This window comes from Paractinoplanes toevensis (assembly GCF_018332695.1).
Lineage (GTDB): Bacteria > Actinomycetota > Actinomycetes > Mycobacteriales > Micromonosporaceae > Actinoplanes > Actinoplanes toevensis.
Map to the genome: position 1 here is coordinate 12,453 of NZ_BOQN01000063.1, position 16,091 is coordinate 28,543.

17 protein-coding genes are annotated in these 16,091 nt (G+C 68.7%); 3 read left to right on the forward strand and 14 right to left on the reverse strand.

The window, feature by feature from the left end; all coding sequences use genetic code 11:
* Positions 1-28: 28 nt before the first annotated feature.
* From Ato02nite_RS24300 to Ato02nite_RS24310, 3 genes are read right to left on the reverse strand one after another with little or no spacing between them, the layout of a single operon-like run.
* Positions 29-1,420: a DUF4331 domain-containing protein gene (locus Ato02nite_RS24300; protein ID WP_213008917.1), complete on the reverse strand. Its 1,392-nt coding sequence runs from the start codon at positions 1,418-1,420 to the stop codon at positions 29-31.
* A gap of 16 nt (positions 1,421-1,436) precedes the next feature.
* A complete protein-coding gene (locus tag Ato02nite_RS24305) occupies positions 1,437-1,802 on the reverse strand; it encodes a hypothetical protein (protein WP_246607364.1) in 366 nt (121 codons plus the stop codon).
* Entirely contained in the window at positions 1,799-2,698 is a 900-nt protein-coding gene (locus Ato02nite_RS24310) for a lytic polysaccharide monooxygenase (protein ID WP_213008918.1), read from the reverse strand. Before Ato02nite_RS24310 ends, Ato02nite_RS24305 begins: the two co-directional genes overlap by 4 nt.
* 136 nt (positions 2,699-2,834) lie before the next feature.
* On the opposite strand from Ato02nite_RS24310, the gene Ato02nite_RS24315 reads away from it, so the two are divergent.
* Positions 2,835-3,203 (forward strand): FKBP-type peptidyl-prolyl cis-trans isomerase, encoded by a 369-nt coding sequence (locus Ato02nite_RS24315; RefSeq protein WP_213008919.1) that lies wholly within the window; start codon positions 2,835-2,837, stop codon positions 3,201-3,203.
* Positions 3,204-3,354: 151 nt separating this feature from the next.
* On the opposite strand, the gene Ato02nite_RS24320 is transcribed toward Ato02nite_RS24315, so the two are convergent.
* The 7 genes from Ato02nite_RS24320 to Ato02nite_RS24350 all read right to left on the reverse strand — a co-directional run bounded on the left by Ato02nite_RS24320 (position 3,355) and on the right by Ato02nite_RS24350 (position 9,427).
* Entirely contained in the window at positions 3,355-4,584 is a 1,230-nt protein-coding gene (locus tag Ato02nite_RS24320; protein WP_213008920.1) for an SGNH/GDSL hydrolase family protein, read from the reverse strand.
* Between the two features lie 120 nt (positions 4,585-4,704).
* A complete protein-coding gene (locus Ato02nite_RS24325; RefSeq protein WP_213008921.1) occupies positions 4,705-4,866 on the reverse strand; it encodes a hypothetical protein in 162 nt (53 codons plus the stop codon).
* Positions 4,863-5,738, reverse strand: a complete 876-nt coding sequence (locus tag Ato02nite_RS24330; protein WP_213008922.1) for a hypothetical protein — start codon at positions 5,736-5,738, stop codon at positions 4,863-4,865. The genes Ato02nite_RS24325 and Ato02nite_RS24330 overlap by 4 nt, the downstream gene beginning before the upstream one ends.
* 126 nt (positions 5,739-5,864) lie before the next feature.
* Positions 5,865-6,752, reverse strand: a complete 888-nt coding sequence (locus Ato02nite_RS24335; protein WP_246607365.1) for a carbohydrate ABC transporter permease — start codon at positions 6,750-6,752, stop codon at positions 5,865-5,867.
* Positions 6,749-7,702, reverse strand: coding sequence for a carbohydrate ABC transporter permease (locus Ato02nite_RS24340; RefSeq protein WP_213008923.1), 954 nt, complete (start codon positions 7,700-7,702; stop codon positions 6,749-6,751). The genes Ato02nite_RS24335 and Ato02nite_RS24340 overlap by 4 nt, the downstream gene beginning before the upstream one ends.
* Before the next feature lie 10 nt (positions 7,703-7,712).
* Entirely contained in the window at positions 7,713-9,080 is a 1,368-nt protein-coding gene (locus tag Ato02nite_RS24345; RefSeq protein WP_213008924.1) for an ABC transporter substrate-binding protein, read from the reverse strand.
* Between the two features lie 137 nt (positions 9,081-9,217).
* A complete protein-coding gene (locus Ato02nite_RS24350) occupies positions 9,218-9,427 on the reverse strand; it encodes an RNA-binding S4 domain-containing protein (RefSeq protein ID WP_213008925.1) in 210 nt (69 codons plus the stop codon).
* Positions 9,428-9,508: 81 nt separating this feature from the next.
* On the opposite strand from Ato02nite_RS24350, the gene Ato02nite_RS24355 reads away from it, so the two are divergent.
* Entirely contained in the window at positions 9,509-10,387 is an 879-nt protein-coding gene (locus Ato02nite_RS24355; RefSeq protein WP_213008926.1) for a DUF1775 domain-containing protein, read from the forward strand.
* A 150-nt stretch (positions 10,388-10,537) separates the two neighbouring features.
* Here Ato02nite_RS24355 and Ato02nite_RS24360 read toward each other — a convergent pair whose 3' ends face one another.
* Entirely contained in the window at positions 10,538-11,476 is a 939-nt protein-coding gene (locus tag Ato02nite_RS24360; RefSeq protein WP_213008927.1) for an exopolyphosphatase, read from the reverse strand.
* Between the two features lie 145 nt (positions 11,477-11,621).
* Between Ato02nite_RS24360 and zwf the strand changes: the two genes are divergently transcribed.
* Positions 11,622-13,115: a glucose-6-phosphate dehydrogenase gene (zwf, locus tag Ato02nite_RS24365; protein WP_213008928.1), complete on the forward strand. Its 1,494-nt coding sequence runs from the start codon at positions 11,622-11,624 to the stop codon at positions 13,113-13,115.
* A 559-nt stretch (positions 13,116-13,674) separates the two neighbouring features.
* Here the strand turns inward: zwf and Ato02nite_RS24370 are convergent.
* The 3 genes from Ato02nite_RS24370 to Ato02nite_RS24380 are packed head-to-tail and all read right to left on the reverse strand — an operon-like array spanning position 13,675 to position 16,075.
* The gene (locus tag Ato02nite_RS24370; RefSeq protein WP_213008929.1) at positions 13,675-14,730 is read right to left on the reverse strand and encodes an amidoligase family protein; all 1,056 of its coding nucleotides are present in this window, start codon (positions 14,728-14,730) and stop codon (positions 13,675-13,677) included.
* Positions 14,727-15,560: a hypothetical protein gene (locus Ato02nite_RS24375; RefSeq protein WP_213008930.1), complete on the reverse strand. Its 834-nt coding sequence runs from the start codon at positions 15,558-15,560 to the stop codon at positions 14,727-14,729. Before Ato02nite_RS24375 ends, Ato02nite_RS24370 begins: the two co-directional genes overlap by 4 nt.
* Positions 15,557-16,075 (reverse strand): SigE family RNA polymerase sigma factor, encoded by a 519-nt coding sequence (locus tag Ato02nite_RS24380; protein WP_246607367.1) that lies wholly within the window; start codon positions 16,073-16,075, stop codon positions 15,557-15,559. The genes Ato02nite_RS24375 and Ato02nite_RS24380 overlap by 4 nt, the downstream gene beginning before the upstream one ends.
* Between the last annotated feature and the right edge of the window lie 16 nt (positions 16,076-16,091).

A 16,091-nucleotide genomic window follows, 5' to 3' on the forward strand; every position in this document is an offset into this window, starting at 1 on the left:
GTGTGATGGTGGTGGTGATCGTGAGAAATCATGGATTGTTGAACCCATCGAACGGCGTACCCAGGAAGGGGAATTTCTTCAGCAGGGGGGCACTGGCATCCTTGATGCTCAGGCCCTGCTCGACCAGGCCCGACGCGGCGTCCGGCTTGAACGTGTCGTCGACCAGGGCGAAGGTGGCCCCGGCGACCGCCTTGATCGAGATGGACACCACGTCGTCCTCGATCCGGCGCCCGTTCGGGAAACCGGCCAGGTCGCCGTCGAGGATGCCGAACTTCTTCGGTGCCTTCACCGGCGGGATCGCGGTGTTGAGCCGCAGCATGTCGGCCTTGGTGTCGCCGGTCGCGTTCTGGAAGCCGTCGATCAGCCCGTCCGGGATGCCGGTGAGCAGGATCGCGACCAGGTCGGCGCGGGGCGTCTTGGCCTTGTTGAGGGCGGCCAAATTGTCGAACAGGCCGGGGTAGAGCACCGGCAGCAGCCCGGCGAGTTCCGGCTGCTCGACGAACTTGGAGAACCGCTTGTCCTCCTTGGGCTCCAGGCTGTTGAACAGGTCCTTCTGCGCCATCGGGATGATGACCTCGTTGACCAGCGGGTTGCCCAGCCGGGACACCTGCACCTGCGGGCCGACCTCGACGTCCGCGTTCTTCTTGTCGCCCTGGCGCACCTGCACCTGGCGACGGCTCGCCGACGTCCACACGCCGATGACGGCGCCCGGGTCGCTCGCGCGGACCTTCTTCTTGCCGTCCCGGCGCACCATGTGCAGCGGGATCTGCAGGGCGATCGAGTGCACGTTCAGCTTGTCGAGGGCGTTGACCGCCTTGCCCGCGTAGTTGAACAGGCTCGCGCCGACCAGGTGCTTGTCCTGGAACGGGCGCAGGGTGCCGAGGTCGAAGATCGATCCCAGGTCAACGAAGAACGCGTCGGCGCGCTGGCCGGCGAAGACCTTCTCACCGGTCTTGAGCTTCGCGACCGCGTCGGCGGCGAGCTTGGCGTAGTCCGGGATCGAGATCTTGCCGACGTTGCAGGGCGGGCAGGGCAGCTTCGAGTGCAGCACCGTGCTCTTGCCGTGCGCGTCGACCTTGGTCACCGAGAAGAACTGCCGCCGGTTCCAGTTCTCGTCGTCGAGCGACTTGATCTGGCCGGTGTTGTACAGGAACGTGTTGTTGTTGCGCAGCTCGGTGCGGAACCGGAACTGGTAGGTGATGTCCGGTCGCGCGTCACCGTTGGCGTCGATGTGGATCTCGTACAGCACGTCGTCACCGAACTCGAAGAAGTTCGGGCCGCTGGCCGGCAGCTGCATCGGAACGTAGTTCGCGATGATCGTCACGGTGTCCGGGTCGTCCGGGCTGACGAACGCGTAGAGGTCCGACGAGTCGGCAACCGGGTCCTTGCTGATTTCCGGGGCTTCACGATGCGAAGACATTTAGTAAAGCTCCCCTTCAGGCTTTCGCGGCTTTGACGAGCTCGGCGGCAAGTTTCTTGTTCGTTACGGTCTTTTTAGAGCCGCCTTTGAAAATGTCGATGGTGCCCTTCGAGGCATCCCGCAACGAAATCACCAGTGGCTGGCCATCGTCCTTCGACTCGCTCTCACCTGCGAGGCTGAGCCCCGCGACACCGGCAACCGAGACGCCCACGCCAGCTGTGGCGGCGATGGTGAGAACCTTGCGGCGGGACAGGCGGCTTTGCGCCCGGCTGCCGTAACGAACACGACTCATGGTCGGCCTTTCGTCATTTCGCTTCGTTGGACTGGAACGGCTTACAGCGTCGACGACCATCAGTACGAAGGCCGGGCCGTTGCGGTTCAACGGTTTTCGCGACGCCTGCGCAGAAGTCCTCCGATGACCCCCCAGGCGAGGAACCCGCCACCCAGGACGACGGCTCCCAGGATGATCTGATGCCCCAGGGTGACCTGCTTGTCCTCACTCACGGTGGTGATTGCCTGGGGCTCGGCCGAGGTCGGCGCGACCGTTTCCGGAATTTCCGAAGTTCCCGCGGTTTTCGTCGGAGACGGCTTCGCCACGGCCGGCTTCGTCGCCGCCTTCACGGCCGCGGGACTCGGCGACGGCGATGCGGCGGCGGAGGCGGCGGCGGTCTTGAACACCAGATCCGAACAGGAGTAGTAGGTGTCGGGCGTGCTCGACGTCTGCCAGACGATGTAGAGGATCTGCCGCCCGGTCCGGTCCTTGGGCAGCTTGACGCCCATCGAGTAGGACCCACCGGCCAGCGGCGGATCCTTGATCTCGGTCAGCTCACTGAGATCACCCCAGGCCAGCTTCTTCGTCGGCACATACCCCTGCTTGGTAAGATAAATCCGGAAACTCCCGGCGTGCGGCAGCGTCGCCCGGTACTTGATCGGCAACGACCTACCACCGGTCACCGAGGTCGACGGAAAGTCGTCCCGGGCGATGTCCAGGCCCTTGAACTGCGACAACCCGCCGCTGCACAACTCCCCGTCCGGCACGAACTTCTTGTCGTTCCCGTTCACGTTCGCCACCCGCAGGTTGTCGAACGTGCCGAAATCGCCGCCGTTGGCCTTCCGGGCCGCCTTGCACGCCGCCGTATCGGTAGCCGTCCCACCGCCGGCCGCACAGGCCGCGGTCCGGCTGATCGGCGAGGTGGGCGCGCCGTGCGCGAACGCGGGCAGCGCGGGAACGAGCGGCACGAGCGCCGCGACAGCGGCGACGGCGAGTCGGCGGATCATGGGGTACTCCCGGAATCTCGGCTGCGGGGTCGGACAGGCTCCGCACGGAGAAGTACGCAGATGCCCGGTCAGCCGTTCACCTTCCGAGCCGGTGTGATTGCATGGCGAGGTTCGCATCCAAACCCGGAGGAGAGTTATGGAAAAGCCCGAGATCGGCCCGATCCAGGGCGACCCGCCCGCCGACCTGGTCATCGAGGACCTCACGGTGGGCGACGGCCCCGAGGCGTCCGCCGGCCAGACGGTGAAGGTGCACTACGTGGGCGTCTCCCACTCGACGGGCGCGCAGTTCGACGCCTCCTGGGACCGCGGCGACACGTTCGACTTCGCGCTCGGCGCCGGCCAGGTCATCGGCGGCTGGGACAAGGGCGTCCAGGGCATGAAGGTGGGCGGCCGTCGCAAGCTGACCATCCCGCCGCACCTGGGTTACGGCTCCCGCGGTGCCGGCGGCGTCATCAAGCCCAACGAGACGCTCATCTTCATCGTCGATCTGCTCGGCGTCAGCTGAGGCTTGCGCAACACCGGAGGGAGGCAGGCCAGGCGGCCCGCCTCCCTCTTTTTACGGTACGGCCGTCGCCGTCGCCGACCGCAGAACACCCGTCCCGCCGAGCAGCGCGACCCAGGCGCGGCTCACGGCCGCGACGCGCCGTTCGCGTGGGTCAGCGGAAGAGGCGCAGGTCGATCGAATCGGCCATGGCGCGCTGGCCGGCGATGTTCGGGTGCAGGTGGTCGGCCTGGTAGGCCGGGAGCACCTGGGACGGGTTCTCCGGATCGCGGATCGCCGCGTCGAAGTCGGCCACCCCGTCGAGGCCGCGGGTGGTGCGCACCCACGCGTTCACCTGCTGGCGGACGGCCTCCTGCTCCGGACCGAAGCAACCCGCGTCGCAGCCGTACGGGGTGATGGTCGCGCCGATCACCCGGATGCCGGCCGCGTGTGCCCGCTGGGCGATGGTGCGCAGGCCCGCGATCAGGTCATCGGCCGCCGCGTGGTAGCCGATGTCGTTGATCCCGTCGGCCAGGATCACATACCGCACGCCGGTCTGCTCGCGCACGTCGGCCTTCTCCCGCGCGAGACCCGAGATGCTGGTGCCGGCCCCGCAGCAGTCGGTCCGGTCGGTGAGCACCTGATTCCCACCGATCCCCTGGTTGAGCACCCCGTACCGCCCGCCGAGCCGCCCGGCCAGCACGTCGGTCCAGCGGTCATTGCCGTTCCAGGTCGTGTAGGCCCCGTCGGTGATCGAGTCCCCGAGCGCCACGATGCTGCCGCGCACCGCCCGCCCCGGCCGCACGTCGACCCCGTCCAGCCAGAACCACGAGTTGACCGTCCCGGTGAACGCGGCCCCGGGCGCCCCGGCCTGGTTCCCCTCCCCCACGAACTGGGTTCCCTGCGCCGCGTCGTGCCCGGTGATGGCGGCCGCGTCCCCGCCGGCCGTGACGTAGAGGTCGACCGCAAGGTCCTGACCGTAGGCGACGCTCAGATCGACGGGATCGCTGACCACCTGCGCCCCGGCCTTGACGGTGACCGAGCCCCGGCCGCGGAAGGTGACCCGCCGCTCGGTGCCCGGCACGAGAGCGGCCGCACCGGCGGCCACCGCCCGGGACACCCCGACCGCTCCGAAGGTGACGTCGGCCGCGCCGAAGGTGTTGGACAGCCGCAGCCGCAGCGACGAGCCGCCGGCCGTGGGGTGCACGAGCATCCGCAGCGTCTGCCGCGCGAAGACCGGCCCCGCCTCCCGCTGCGGGCTGGTCGCCCACCCGCCGACCCACTCCCCGCCCCGCCCGGTCAGCGCCGCACCGGGAGTCGCGACGGCGGCGACAGGTGCGGCGAGCACCGACACCGCGGCCGCCAGCACCAGACTCCAGCGAATGGCATGACGTCGCGGCGTCATGACACTAGATCAATCGTCATCAATGTTTTGGGCATGTTGCCGATCGTCGTCGAATCGCTTCGACGAAGCAACCCCGGTCCCACCGCAACCGGCGGATCGCCGGTTGCGGCCCGGGACGGGTCAGCGTCGCGGGTAACCGGAGCCGAGGGTTCCGATGGACGGGCGGCAGGCCGGACGGGCCGGGACCGGGTGGTCCAGTTCCGGCCCGTCCTCCTCACCCCCGGTGCGATGCTCGAACCGGTCGTCCTCTCCCGGTTCGAGCGGCTCCCCGATCGGTGTCACCGCGCTCCCTTCAGGGCCGCGCAGCTCTTCTCCTCGGGAAGCAGCGGGCGGAAGGTGATCGACCACTTCGCGTTGCCGCTCGTCCACGGGGTGATCGTGGTGGCGGTCTTCGCGGCGGTCAGCACCTTCGCGGTGTCGGCTCCGGTGACGTCGACGCAGCCGATGCCGAGGCCGGGGTTCATCGAGGTGCCGGGCAGGGCCGGGCCGGGCCAGGCCACCTCGGGGCTCTTCGGCTGGTCGGCCTGCGGCTCCACGTAAACGCGGGCCAGGGCGGCGACGGCGGCCGGCTGGTAGGCGACCGCGGCGGCCACACCGGGGGCGGCCGACAGTTCCCGCAGCGTCTTCACGTACGCCGCGAGCTTGGTGCGGGCAGTGCGCTGGGCCTCGGTCAGCCGCGGGTCACTGGCCTGGGCCTCGCTGAGCGCGACCACGCTGACCGACTGGTCGCCGGCGACGACCCGGGTCGAGGGGGCGTCGGCGATGTTCGGGTAACCGAAGTCGGCGCCGTTCTTCACGCCGGCCGCTTTGCCCTTCGCCACCAGGTCCTGCACCATCTCCGGGGTGAGCAGCTGCTCTTGGAGGTTGGGCAGGGCGGGGCCGGGATATTGCATGGTCGTCGGGCCCTCGGAGATCATCCGGCCGTCGGCGTAGATGCTGACGGCGGGGATGCGGCCGATGTTCTGCTCGGCCGGCACGAAGCCGCCGAACGACTCGACACGCAGCACGAGCTCGTCCGCGCCGCCGTAGGGGGCGGGGCTGCTCGAGCGGCTGTCGGGCGACGCCGCCGCACTGTTACCGGCGGTCTGCGCACACGCACTGATCAGGAACAGGGGAACGGCGGCGGCCAACAGGGTGCCGCGGAGACGAGTCATGCCCTGTTCGACGATCCGAACGGCCCCTCGGTTCCGGCCGAAATCCGGATTTCCATAGAAAAGGTGGCCGACCTCGACGGGGGGCGAGGCCGGCCACCTCATTTCGGGGGCGGGGCGGAAAGCTCCTTATTTCACCGAACCGAGGGACAGGCCCTGGACCAGCTTGTCCTGCGCGGCGAAGCCGGCGATGAGCACCGGCAGGGAGACCACGAACGCGGCCGCGCACAGCTGGGCGAGGAACAGGCCCTGACTGGTGACGAAGCTGGTCAGGAACACCGGGGCGGTCTCGGCCACGGTGGCGGTGAGGACCCGGGCGAACAGCAGCTCGTTCCAGCTGAAGATGAAACAGATCAGCGCGGTGGCGGCGATGCCGGGGGTGACCACCGGGGCGATCACCGAGCGCAGGGTCTTGACCAGGTTGGCGCCGTCCATCTGGGCCGCCTCCAGCATCTCGACCGGCACCTCGGACAGGAACGAGCGCATCATCCAGACCGCGATCGGCAGGTTCATCGAGGTGTAGAAGAGGATCAGCAGCCAGATGTTGTCGAGCAGCCCGGTGTACTGCGCGAAGAGATAGAGCGGGAGCAGACCGGCCACGACCGGCAGCATCTTGGTGGACAGGAAGAAGAACAGCGTGTCGGTCCACTTGCGCACCGGTTTGATGCTCAGGGCGTACGCGGCGGGCAGCGACAGCAGCAGCACGATGATCGTCGACACCACGCTGGCGGTGAGCGAGTTGAGCAGCGGCGGCCACGGGCTCGCCCCGCCGGAGAAGAACTCGCGGTAACCGTCCAGGGTGATCGGCGCGAAGACGGCGGGCGGGTTGGTGGCGGCGTCGGCCTCGGAGTGGAACGAGGTCAGCACCATCCACACCACCGGCAGCACGAACAGGATGCCGACCACCCAGGCGAGCAGCGACAGCCAGACGTTGGCGCCCTCACGACGCTTCTTCACCGGGCGGCCGGCGTCGTCGCGGGTCGCCGGGACGGGCGCGGTGTCGGTCACGGTGCTCATCGTCCGGACTCCTCCTTGAACAGCGACGACACTGTCCGTAGCGCGAATGTCGCGATGATGATGGTGCCGATCACGACCACCACGGCGGCCGCGGAGGCCCGGCCGTAGTCGTGCGCCTGGTAGAAGATCTGGTAGATCGTGTACGGCAGGTTGGCGGTGCCGAGCCCGCCGGACGTGATCGTGAAGACCGCGTCGAAGTTCTGCACGATGTAGATCGAGCCGAGCAGCGCACCCAGCTCGAGATACTGCCGCAGGTGCGGAAGCGTCATGCTGCGGAAGATCTGCCAGCCGTTGGCGCCGTCGATGCGAGCCGCCTCGATCACGTCGAGCGGCCGGCCCTGCAGCCCGGCGAGCAGGATCAGCATCATGAACGGCGTCCACTGCCAGACCAGCGAGAAGATGACCGCCCACAGCGGCATGTTGCTGATCCAGTCCGGCTGCGGCGGATTGTCCGAGCCGAACAGGCCCCACACCCAGGTCAGCGCGCCGTTGAACAGGCCGTACTCCGGGTTGTAGAGGGCGTGCTTCCAGATCAGCGCGGCGGCCACCGGCACCACCAGGAACGGCGCGATCATCATGGTCCGCACCGCGCCGCGGCCCCGGAACTTGCGGTCCAGCAGAAGGGCAATGCCCAGACCCAGCAACAGACTGATGAGTACGACTCCGACGGTGAGCAGGATCGTCGTCCAGACGGCGTCGCGCATGTTCACGTCGGTGAAGACCCGCACGAAGTTGTCGAAGCCGGCGAAGCCGCGCTCGTCGGGGTAGTAGGCGTTCCAGTCCATGAACGAGATGACCAGAGTGGCCACGAACGGCAACTGGGTCACGATGATCATGAAGACGAGCGCCGGCAGCAGCGGTGCCCGGCGGGCCCAGGCGCTGACCTTCCGCGCGGTGGCGGGCGGCTCGGGTGCGCTCTCGACGGTGGTCTTCTCGGCGACGGACGTCATCTCGGCCTCCTCATTCCTGCCGTGACTGGTAACGCTCGGCGACGTCCTCGGCCAATCGCTGACCGCGTTCCAGCGCTTCGTCGACGCTCATCTGCCCGGCGATGGCGGAGCTGACGTACTGCGACACCTGGGTGCCCAGATCGGTGAACTCGGGGATGTCGATGAACTGGATGCCGATCGCCGGCCGGGGCTGCACGCCCGGGTTGCGCGGGTCGGCGCTGGAGATGGCCTTCTCGGTGGGCTCCGCGAACGCGGATGCGACCTGCAGGTACTGCTGGTTGGAGTACGTCGAGGCGCGCTTGCCGGCCGGGACGCTGGACCAGCCGACCTGGCTGCCGACCAGTTCCTCGTACTGCTTGGAGGACGCCCAGGAGATGAACTTCCAGGCGTTGTCCTTGCGCTCGCTGGCCTGCTGGATGCTCCACGACCAGGCGTACAGCCAGCCGGAGCTCTTGGTCTGGTCGACCGGCGCCGCGACGTAGCCCATCTTCCCCTTGACCGGGGAGTCGTCCGCCTCGAGGGAACCGGCCGCGCTGGTCGCGTCGTACCACATCGCGGTGTTGCCTTGAATGGTGTTGTTCAGGCATTCGGTGAAGCCGGCCTGCGGGGCACCGTTCTCCCCGTGCGCGCGCACCAGGTCGACGTAGAACTTGACGGCCGCGGTGAACTCCGGCGAGTCGACCTTGGGGGTCCAGTCCTTCTCGAACCAGGTGCCGCCGAACGTGTTGACCACCGTGGTGAGCGGGGCGAAGACCTGACCCCAGCCGGGCTGGCCGCGCAGGCAGATGCCGCGCATGCCGGGCTGCTTGTTGTCGACCCGGGCCGCGATGTCGGCGACCTCGGACCAGGTCGGGCTGGCCGGCATCGTGATGCCGTTCGCGTCCAGGACGTCCTTGCGGTACATCAGGAAGGACGACTCGCCGTAGAAGGGCTCGCCGTACAGCTTGCCGTCGTCGGCGGTCAGCGACTGGGTCATCGGTGGCAGGATGTCGGCCTGGTCGAACTGGGTGTCGGCCGTGGTGTAGTCGTCGAGCGGCGCGATCCACTTCGACTTCGCGTAGATCGGGATCTCGAAGTTGCTCAGCGACGCCACGTCGTACTGACCGGCCTGGCTGGAGAACTCCTGGCTGATCTTGTCGCGGACGTCGTTCTCCGGCAGCACCGTGAAGTTGACGTGGATGCCGGTCTGCTTGGTGAAGTTCGCCTCGGTCAGCCGCTGCAGATCGATCATCTGCGGGTTGTTCACCATGAGGACGTTGATGGTGTCCGGCCCACCGCCGCCGGGCCCACCACCCCACCCCGCACAACCGGCCGTGACCACGGCTAACGCGGCGATCAGGGCGGCGGTGAGAGTGGATCGGATGTGCACGCGCGACATGGGACCTCCCCGGCGAGGCTGACGTCGTCAACGGCTAATGTGACGCCGGTAACACACCGGCCTCAGTACATGCCTGAGATCACACGATGTCAACCATTCGCTACGCAGGGCGGCACACACGGCCGTCTATGCATGCCCTAGGGCACCACGCGGGCGGTCCGGCCCTGCACCTCCACCACGTCACCCGGGTGCAACTGACGGCCCCGCCGGATGTCGACCTCGCCGTTCACCCGCACGTCGCCGGAGGCGATCAGGATCTTGGCCTCGCCGCCGGTGTCGATGAGATCCGCCAGCTTGAGGAACTGTCCGAGTCTGATCATGTCGCTGCCGATCTCCACGTCACGCATGCCGACATCATCGCCGAAGGATTTCCAAAAGATGTTCGTGGGTGGTTGAACCATTGAGCGACGCGATCCGAACTACCCCTCGTGAGGCACTTCCTGATGGCCCGCCGAGCGGGCATTCCCGCGGCCGTCGCGGTGGCCGGCGTACTGATCGCCGCACCCGCGTTCGCCGACGTGACGGTCTCCCCCACGACCGCCGCGCAGGGTAGTGGGGAGAACCTGACCTTCCACATCACGAACACCGGCACGGCACCGCTGGGCACGATCAGCCTGCGGCTGCCGGACGACACCCCGGTGGCCGAGGTGTACCCGCTGTCGGTCGACGACTGGGCGCCGAAGATCGAGATGAAGCCGCTCGCGACGCCGCTGGCCACCATCCACGGTGGCACCCCGGCGACCGAGACTGCCAAGTCGATCACCTGGCTGGCCGTGCCCGGCCGGCAGCTCGCCCCGGGCAGGGCCACCGATCTGTCGATCGCCATCGGCCCGCTGCCCACGCTGAGTTCGATGCAGTTCACGGTCGTCACGACGTACGCGAACGGGCAGCCCGGACCGTCCCTGCCGGCGCGGATCTCGCTGACGCCGGCGGCCGCAGGCCAGACGGCGGCGCATGCGCACGCCGGCACTGCGGCCGGCACCGGCGAGACCGCCGTGGATCCGGAGGAGGCCGCGTTCGCCGCGGCCGTCGCCGACGCCACCCGCGGGCCGTCGATCCTGTCGATCGGTGGCTGGGTGGTCGCCGCGCTGGTGCTGCTGGGCGGGTCGATCTATCTGATCCGCAACCGGCACCGGGCCGAGGACGAGGAACCGGACGACGAGGACGACTCGCCCGCGAAGGCCGAGAAGACCGCTACGGCCGAGCAGGCCGACTGGAGCGGCAAGGGCGGCGTCGCTGAACAGGACGATGACGCCGAGAAGGCCGACGAACCGGTTGCGGCCGGCAAGTGGAGCTTGCGCTCCTGAGAGACTCCCGCGCTGGTGGACGCGGGATTGTGTCGTGATGATGCGCGTGGGGCGCGGAACACGACCGGCGGGTGGGGCCAATTGGGCATGGCCCGCGACTCGCGGACGGCGGGGTGGAGGGAGTTCGGTCCTTCCGCCCCGCCGCACTATCTACACCGAGACGGTCCGCGGGGTCTTCAGCGCCTCCACGATCTCCCGCTGGACCCGCTCCGACTCGTCGTGCGGGACCTGGCAGGTGCCGGCGGCCAGATGACCGCCGCCGCCGTAGCGCAGCATCACCTCGCCGATGTCCACCGGCGAGGTGCGGTCGAGGATCGACTTGCCGCAGGCGAAGACGGTGTTGAGCTTGGCCCGGCCCCAGATCACGTGCACCGACACCCGCGCCTCCGGGAACAGCGCGTAGACCATGAACCGGTTGCCGGCGTGGATGACCTCCTCGTCCCGCAGGTCGACCACCACCACGTCGCCCTCGAGGTGGCTCACCCGTTTCAGCTGTTCGACGAAGAGGTCGTACTGGCTGCGGAACAGGTCGGCCCGCTCGGCCACGTCGGGCAGCCGCAGGATCTCGTCGACGTGCGGGATCTCCAGGCAGGCGTCGATCAGCTGCATCATCAGCTGGTAGTTGGAGATCCGGAAGTCGCGGAACCGGCCCAGGCCGGTGCGGCTGTCCATCAGGAAGTTCAGCAGCGTCCAGCCCTCCGGGTGCAGGACGTCGTCGAGCGAGTACTGCGCCGAGTCGGCCTGGTCGACCGCGCGCATCAGGTCGTCGGAGATCTTCGGGAAGCGCTCCTTGCCCCCGAAGTGCTCGTAGATCACCCGGGCGGCCGAGGGCGCGTCGGCGTCGATCACGTGGTTCTCGAGGTTGCCCTCGTTACGCATGGTCTCCGAGTGGTGGTGGTCGAACACCATGTAGGCGCCAGGGGCGTACGGCAGGTTGGTCAGGATGTCGTTCTTGGTGACTTCGACCTCGCCGTCCTGAACGTCCTTCGGATGCACGAACTTGATCTCGTCGATCATGTCCAGGTGGCGTAGCAGCACGGCACAGACCAAGCCGTCGAAATCGCTCCGGGTCACGAGCCGGTACTTCACGAGGCCTCCTCGATAAGGCTTTCCTATAGTTTGCCACTTTTGTCGCGGTGGCCCTGCTCGCATCGAGGGATGGATCTGAACTTGAGGCATGGACTCTGCGTAAGGTTTCCTCGGACGGTCGAAACGGTCGGAGGACTCGAAGACGATGGACAACGCCCCCCAGCTCATTCAGGAGCGCAGCGCACCACCGGCCACGCTGGTGATCTTCGGCGCCTCGGGTGATCTGACCCGCCGCAAACTGCTGCCCGCCGTGGAGAGCCTGGCCCGGCACAACCGCCTGCCCGGCCAGTTCGCCCTGGTCGGTGTCGCGCGCACCCCGATGGCCGACGACCAGTTCGCGGCGAGCGCGCTCGGCGGCCGCGACCTCAACGACAAGACCCAGCTCAACGGCGGCATCCGGTATGTCTCCGGCGGTTACGACGACCCCGAGACGTACAAGCGGCTCGGCGAGACGCTCGACCAGCTGGACGCCGAACGCGGCACCTCCGGCAACCGCATCTTCTACCTCTCCACCCCCGCCGAGGCGTTCGAGCCGGTCATCAACGGCCTCGCCGGGGCCGGGCTCAACCAGGCCCGGGAAGGCTCCTTCTCCCGCCTGGTGATCGAGAAGCCGTACGGGCGGGACCTGGCCACCGCGCACGAGCTGGACGGCATCGTGCACGCCGCCTTCGACGAGCCCAGCGTCTTCCGGATCGACCACTACCTGGGCAAGGACACCGTGCAGAACGTCCTCGCCCTGCGCTTCGCCAACTCGATCTTCCAGCCGATCTGGGACCGCTCCTGGGTCGACCACGTGCAGATCACGGTGGCCGAGACGCTCGGCGTCGGCACCCGCGGCGGCTTCTACGAGCACGCCGGCGCGATGCGCGACATCGTGCAGAACCACGTGCTCCAGGTCCTCGCGCTGGCGCTGATGGAGCCGCCCGCCTCGTTCGACGCCGAAGGGCTGCGCAACGAGAAGGTGAAGCTGCTCCAGGCGATCCGGCTGCCCACCAACCGCGACATCGCCGACCTCGCGGTGCGCGGCCAGTACACCCGCGGCGGCACCCGGGCCGACCTGATGGCCGGTTACCGCGAGGAGGTCGGCGTCGACCCGCTGTCACGGACGGAGACGTACGCGGCGATGCGGCTCAACGTCGACAACTGGCGCTGGGCGGGCGTGCCGTTCTACGTCCGTACCGGAAAGCGCCTTCCCGCCCGGGTCACCGAGGTGGCGCTGACCTTCCAGCGGCCGCCGCACCTGCCGATCCCGCAGGACCAGCTGACCGGCCTCGAAGCGGACGCCCTGATCCTGCGCATCCAGCCCAACGAGGGCATCTCGCTGCGCTTCGGCGCGAAGGTGCCGGGCCACTCGTTCCGGGTGCGCACGGCGAGTATGGACTTCTCCTACGAGCAGACGTTCCCCGAGGAGTCCCCCGAAGCCTACGAGCGGCTGCTGCTGGACGCCCTGCTGGGCGACCCGACGCTGTTCATCCGGGCCGACGAGGTGCAGCAGTGCTGGCGGATCGTCGACCCGATCATCGAGCACTGGGCGGACGACCAGTCCCCGATCCCGACATACGAGGCAGCCTCGTGGGGCCCCACCGACGCCGAGCGACTGATCGGCCGCAGCGGCCGCCACTGGCGCAACACGGTCTGAGCGTTCCCGGCCCGGGTCACGGCGGTCAATGCTTCCGTGACCCGGCTTCGTGCGTTTCGCACGCTTCTTCTTCCGTACGCGCTACCCCGGTCCCGTGCCACTCAGTGCCGCCGGCTGCAACTCACCCTCCGCGCGCCCGCTGCGGGCGGGCCTGCTGCCCCAAAGCCGACATGTCGGTTATATCGCCCACGGACAGTTGGCTCGCCTTGAACTTGTCGAGTTACCTGCGCGCCAGTGGTCGCAGCTTTCCAAGATCTGGCGGGGAACGCGGCGGGCGAAGCCGCACGACCTCTCGCGCACCCACCCCGCTCGGCGCCATTGCAGATCTTGCGGACTTGCCGCTCTATCCGCACAGAAAGTCCACAAGATCGGGCGCGGGGCCGCTCGCAGCGGGGGTGCGGGCCCGCCCGCAGCGGGCGCGCGGAGGGTGAGTTGCAGCCGGCGGAACTGAGTGCCACGGGGCCGGTCCGGCCCGTACGTGAAGGAAAGCGCGAGTAATACGGGGGGATTTCCTGGGGTTGCGGTCCCGCCGGCCCCGTGGCCGGCGGGACCCGCGTGATCACCGCTGGGCTAGGCTCTCGGCGGCGATCTCCATCAGGCCGGAGACGCCCCCGGCGGGGGCTGCCGGGAACGGCTCCGGGTCCAGGCAGCGGTCGAGCAGCAGCTCGACCAGCGCGGCGCGATTGACGATCTCGTCGGCGGTTATCGCGCCGGGCAGAATGCGGATCTCCAGCGTGTCGCGGAGCGGGCGGTCCTTGAACAGCTGCGTCAGGTTGACGTCGAAGAACTTGGTCAGCTCGCCCGCGTCGGCCGCCTTGGCCAGGCCGTTCCAGGTCGGCTGGTGCTCGTCGGCCGCCTCCACCAACTGTGACGGCAGCGGGGCCAGGCGGCGGCAGGCCGGGTTGGTCTGCAGCAACTCGCGCAGCGGCTCGCGCCAGTGGGCGAACAGCCGCACCACGTTGGCCAGCACGCGCGGATCGTGGAACGGGGCGCCGTCCAGGTGCAGGTGCACGGCGGCCTCGTTGGGCACGGTGAAGCCCAGGTCGCGGGCCGGTTCGAGCAACTCCTCGAGTGCGGCGTGGTGGTCGCTCGCCAGCGGCGGGGTGACGATCTCGCAAGGTCGCTCGCGTTCGGCGCCGTGCGGTGCGGCCAGTGCGACCGTGGACCCGGACGGGTCGTCCAGCCGGAACACGTCGGCGACCTGCTCGGACTCGGTGCCCCACAGCTCGGCGACCGGGTCGAGCACCGCGCTCAGCGGTGCCCCCGGGTCGCAGCGCGCGGCCAGCAGCGAGAGCAGGCGGGGGTCGTCGCTGAGGATGCGGTACCAGCCGGGCGGCGGCGCGGTGCGCGGCTCCAGGCCGTCGGTCAGGGTGATGTCGTCGACCAGGGTGCACATCGGGGTCCCGTCGGCGCGGGTCACCTCGAAGCCCTGGGTCAGATGCAGGAACCGCCCCAGGCCCGGGACCAGGGACGGTTCGCTGTCTTGGTGCCAGACCGGCCGGATGCGTCCGCCGTGGCGGCCGGCCAGGTCGTAGGCAAGGCTGCGCCGGCTGCGGCCCCGGGGGGCCATCAGCTCGATCTCGAATCCGATCCGCCGGCGCAGCGTGGGGGTCACGGCTGGATCGGCAGCGTCTGCCCGGCGAGGATGCGCTTTCCGCCCTCGATCTTGGCTTGGTACGCGGTCTTCAGGTGCCAGGCCTTGGCCAGCTTGATCGCGTCGTCGACGTCGTATCCCTTGTTGAAGAAGGCCTCGACCCGCTTGTTCTCCAGGGCCGCCTTGACGCCCGCCGCCGTCGGCTTGACCGGCAGTTTCTCACCGGCGAGCAGCTTCTTGCCGGCCTCGTACTTCGCGTCCGACGGGTCGCTGAGCTTCCAGATCTTGGCGAGTTTCTCCGCCTCGTCCCAGGTGTACCCGGCGTTGAAGAACGCGGCCAGCTGCTTGTCGGCCTCCGGGTCGGCCGACACGGTCGGTTCCGGGTCGTTCGGCGTGGCCGGGAACGGCAGCGTTTCACCGGCCAGCAGGCGAAGCCCGGCGGCGGCCTTGATGTTGCCGATGTTCTTCGCCGGGACGTTCCACAACTCGGCGATCTTGAGAGCGTCGTCGTAGTCGTAGCCGGCGCCGAAGTAGGCCGCCCAGCCCCGCTCGAGGTCGGCCGGGCTCAGCGACGGGATCGTCGACGGAGCGGCGGACGTCGGGACGGCACCGGCCGGGTAGCTGATCGTCGACGTGTTGCGGGCGTTGCCCGGAAGCAGGTTGGGCAGCGTTACCACCCCGGCCACCGCGACAGCGGCCAGCGCCGCGCCACCGGCGACCTGGAAGCTCCGGCGACGGCGCTTGTATTTACCGGACAGCTCCACGACCCGGGCGTATACCGCCGAAGGGTCGGGAGTGTCGTTCTCATGGGTCTCGAAGGCCTCGCGCAGCTGATCTGCGTGCTCGGTCACGACTTCTCCTCGGCATGGATCCGTTCCTGGCGCTCCGACGAGAGTCGGAGCGTCTTGAGCGCCCTCGAGGCATGGCTGCGCACCGTGGCGGGGGCGCATCCGAGCACGTCCGCGATCGCCTCGTCCTCCATCTGCTCGTAGTAGCGCAGGACGAGAACGGCCCGTTGCTTGCGGCCCAGCGTCGACAACCGGGACCACAGCGCATCGGCCTCGACGACCCCCTCGGCGTGGTCGCGAATCCCGCCGCGGGCGTCATCAAGATCGGTGAGGCGCTCCCCCACGGCGTGCACGTTCCGGAACTGCCAGCTGCGCCGCCACGACAGGTACTCGTTGAGCACCATGCGTCGCACGTACGCCTCGGGCACATCCGACTCGCTGATCCGCCGCCACCGGACCTGCGCCCGGGCCAGCACCTCCTGGACTACGTCCTGAGCGAGATCACGGTCGCCGGTTAGGACGACCGCGTACCGCAGGAGACTGGGGAGCCGGGCCATCGCGAATTCCTCGAAGGTCACACCCTCAGAGACGCGC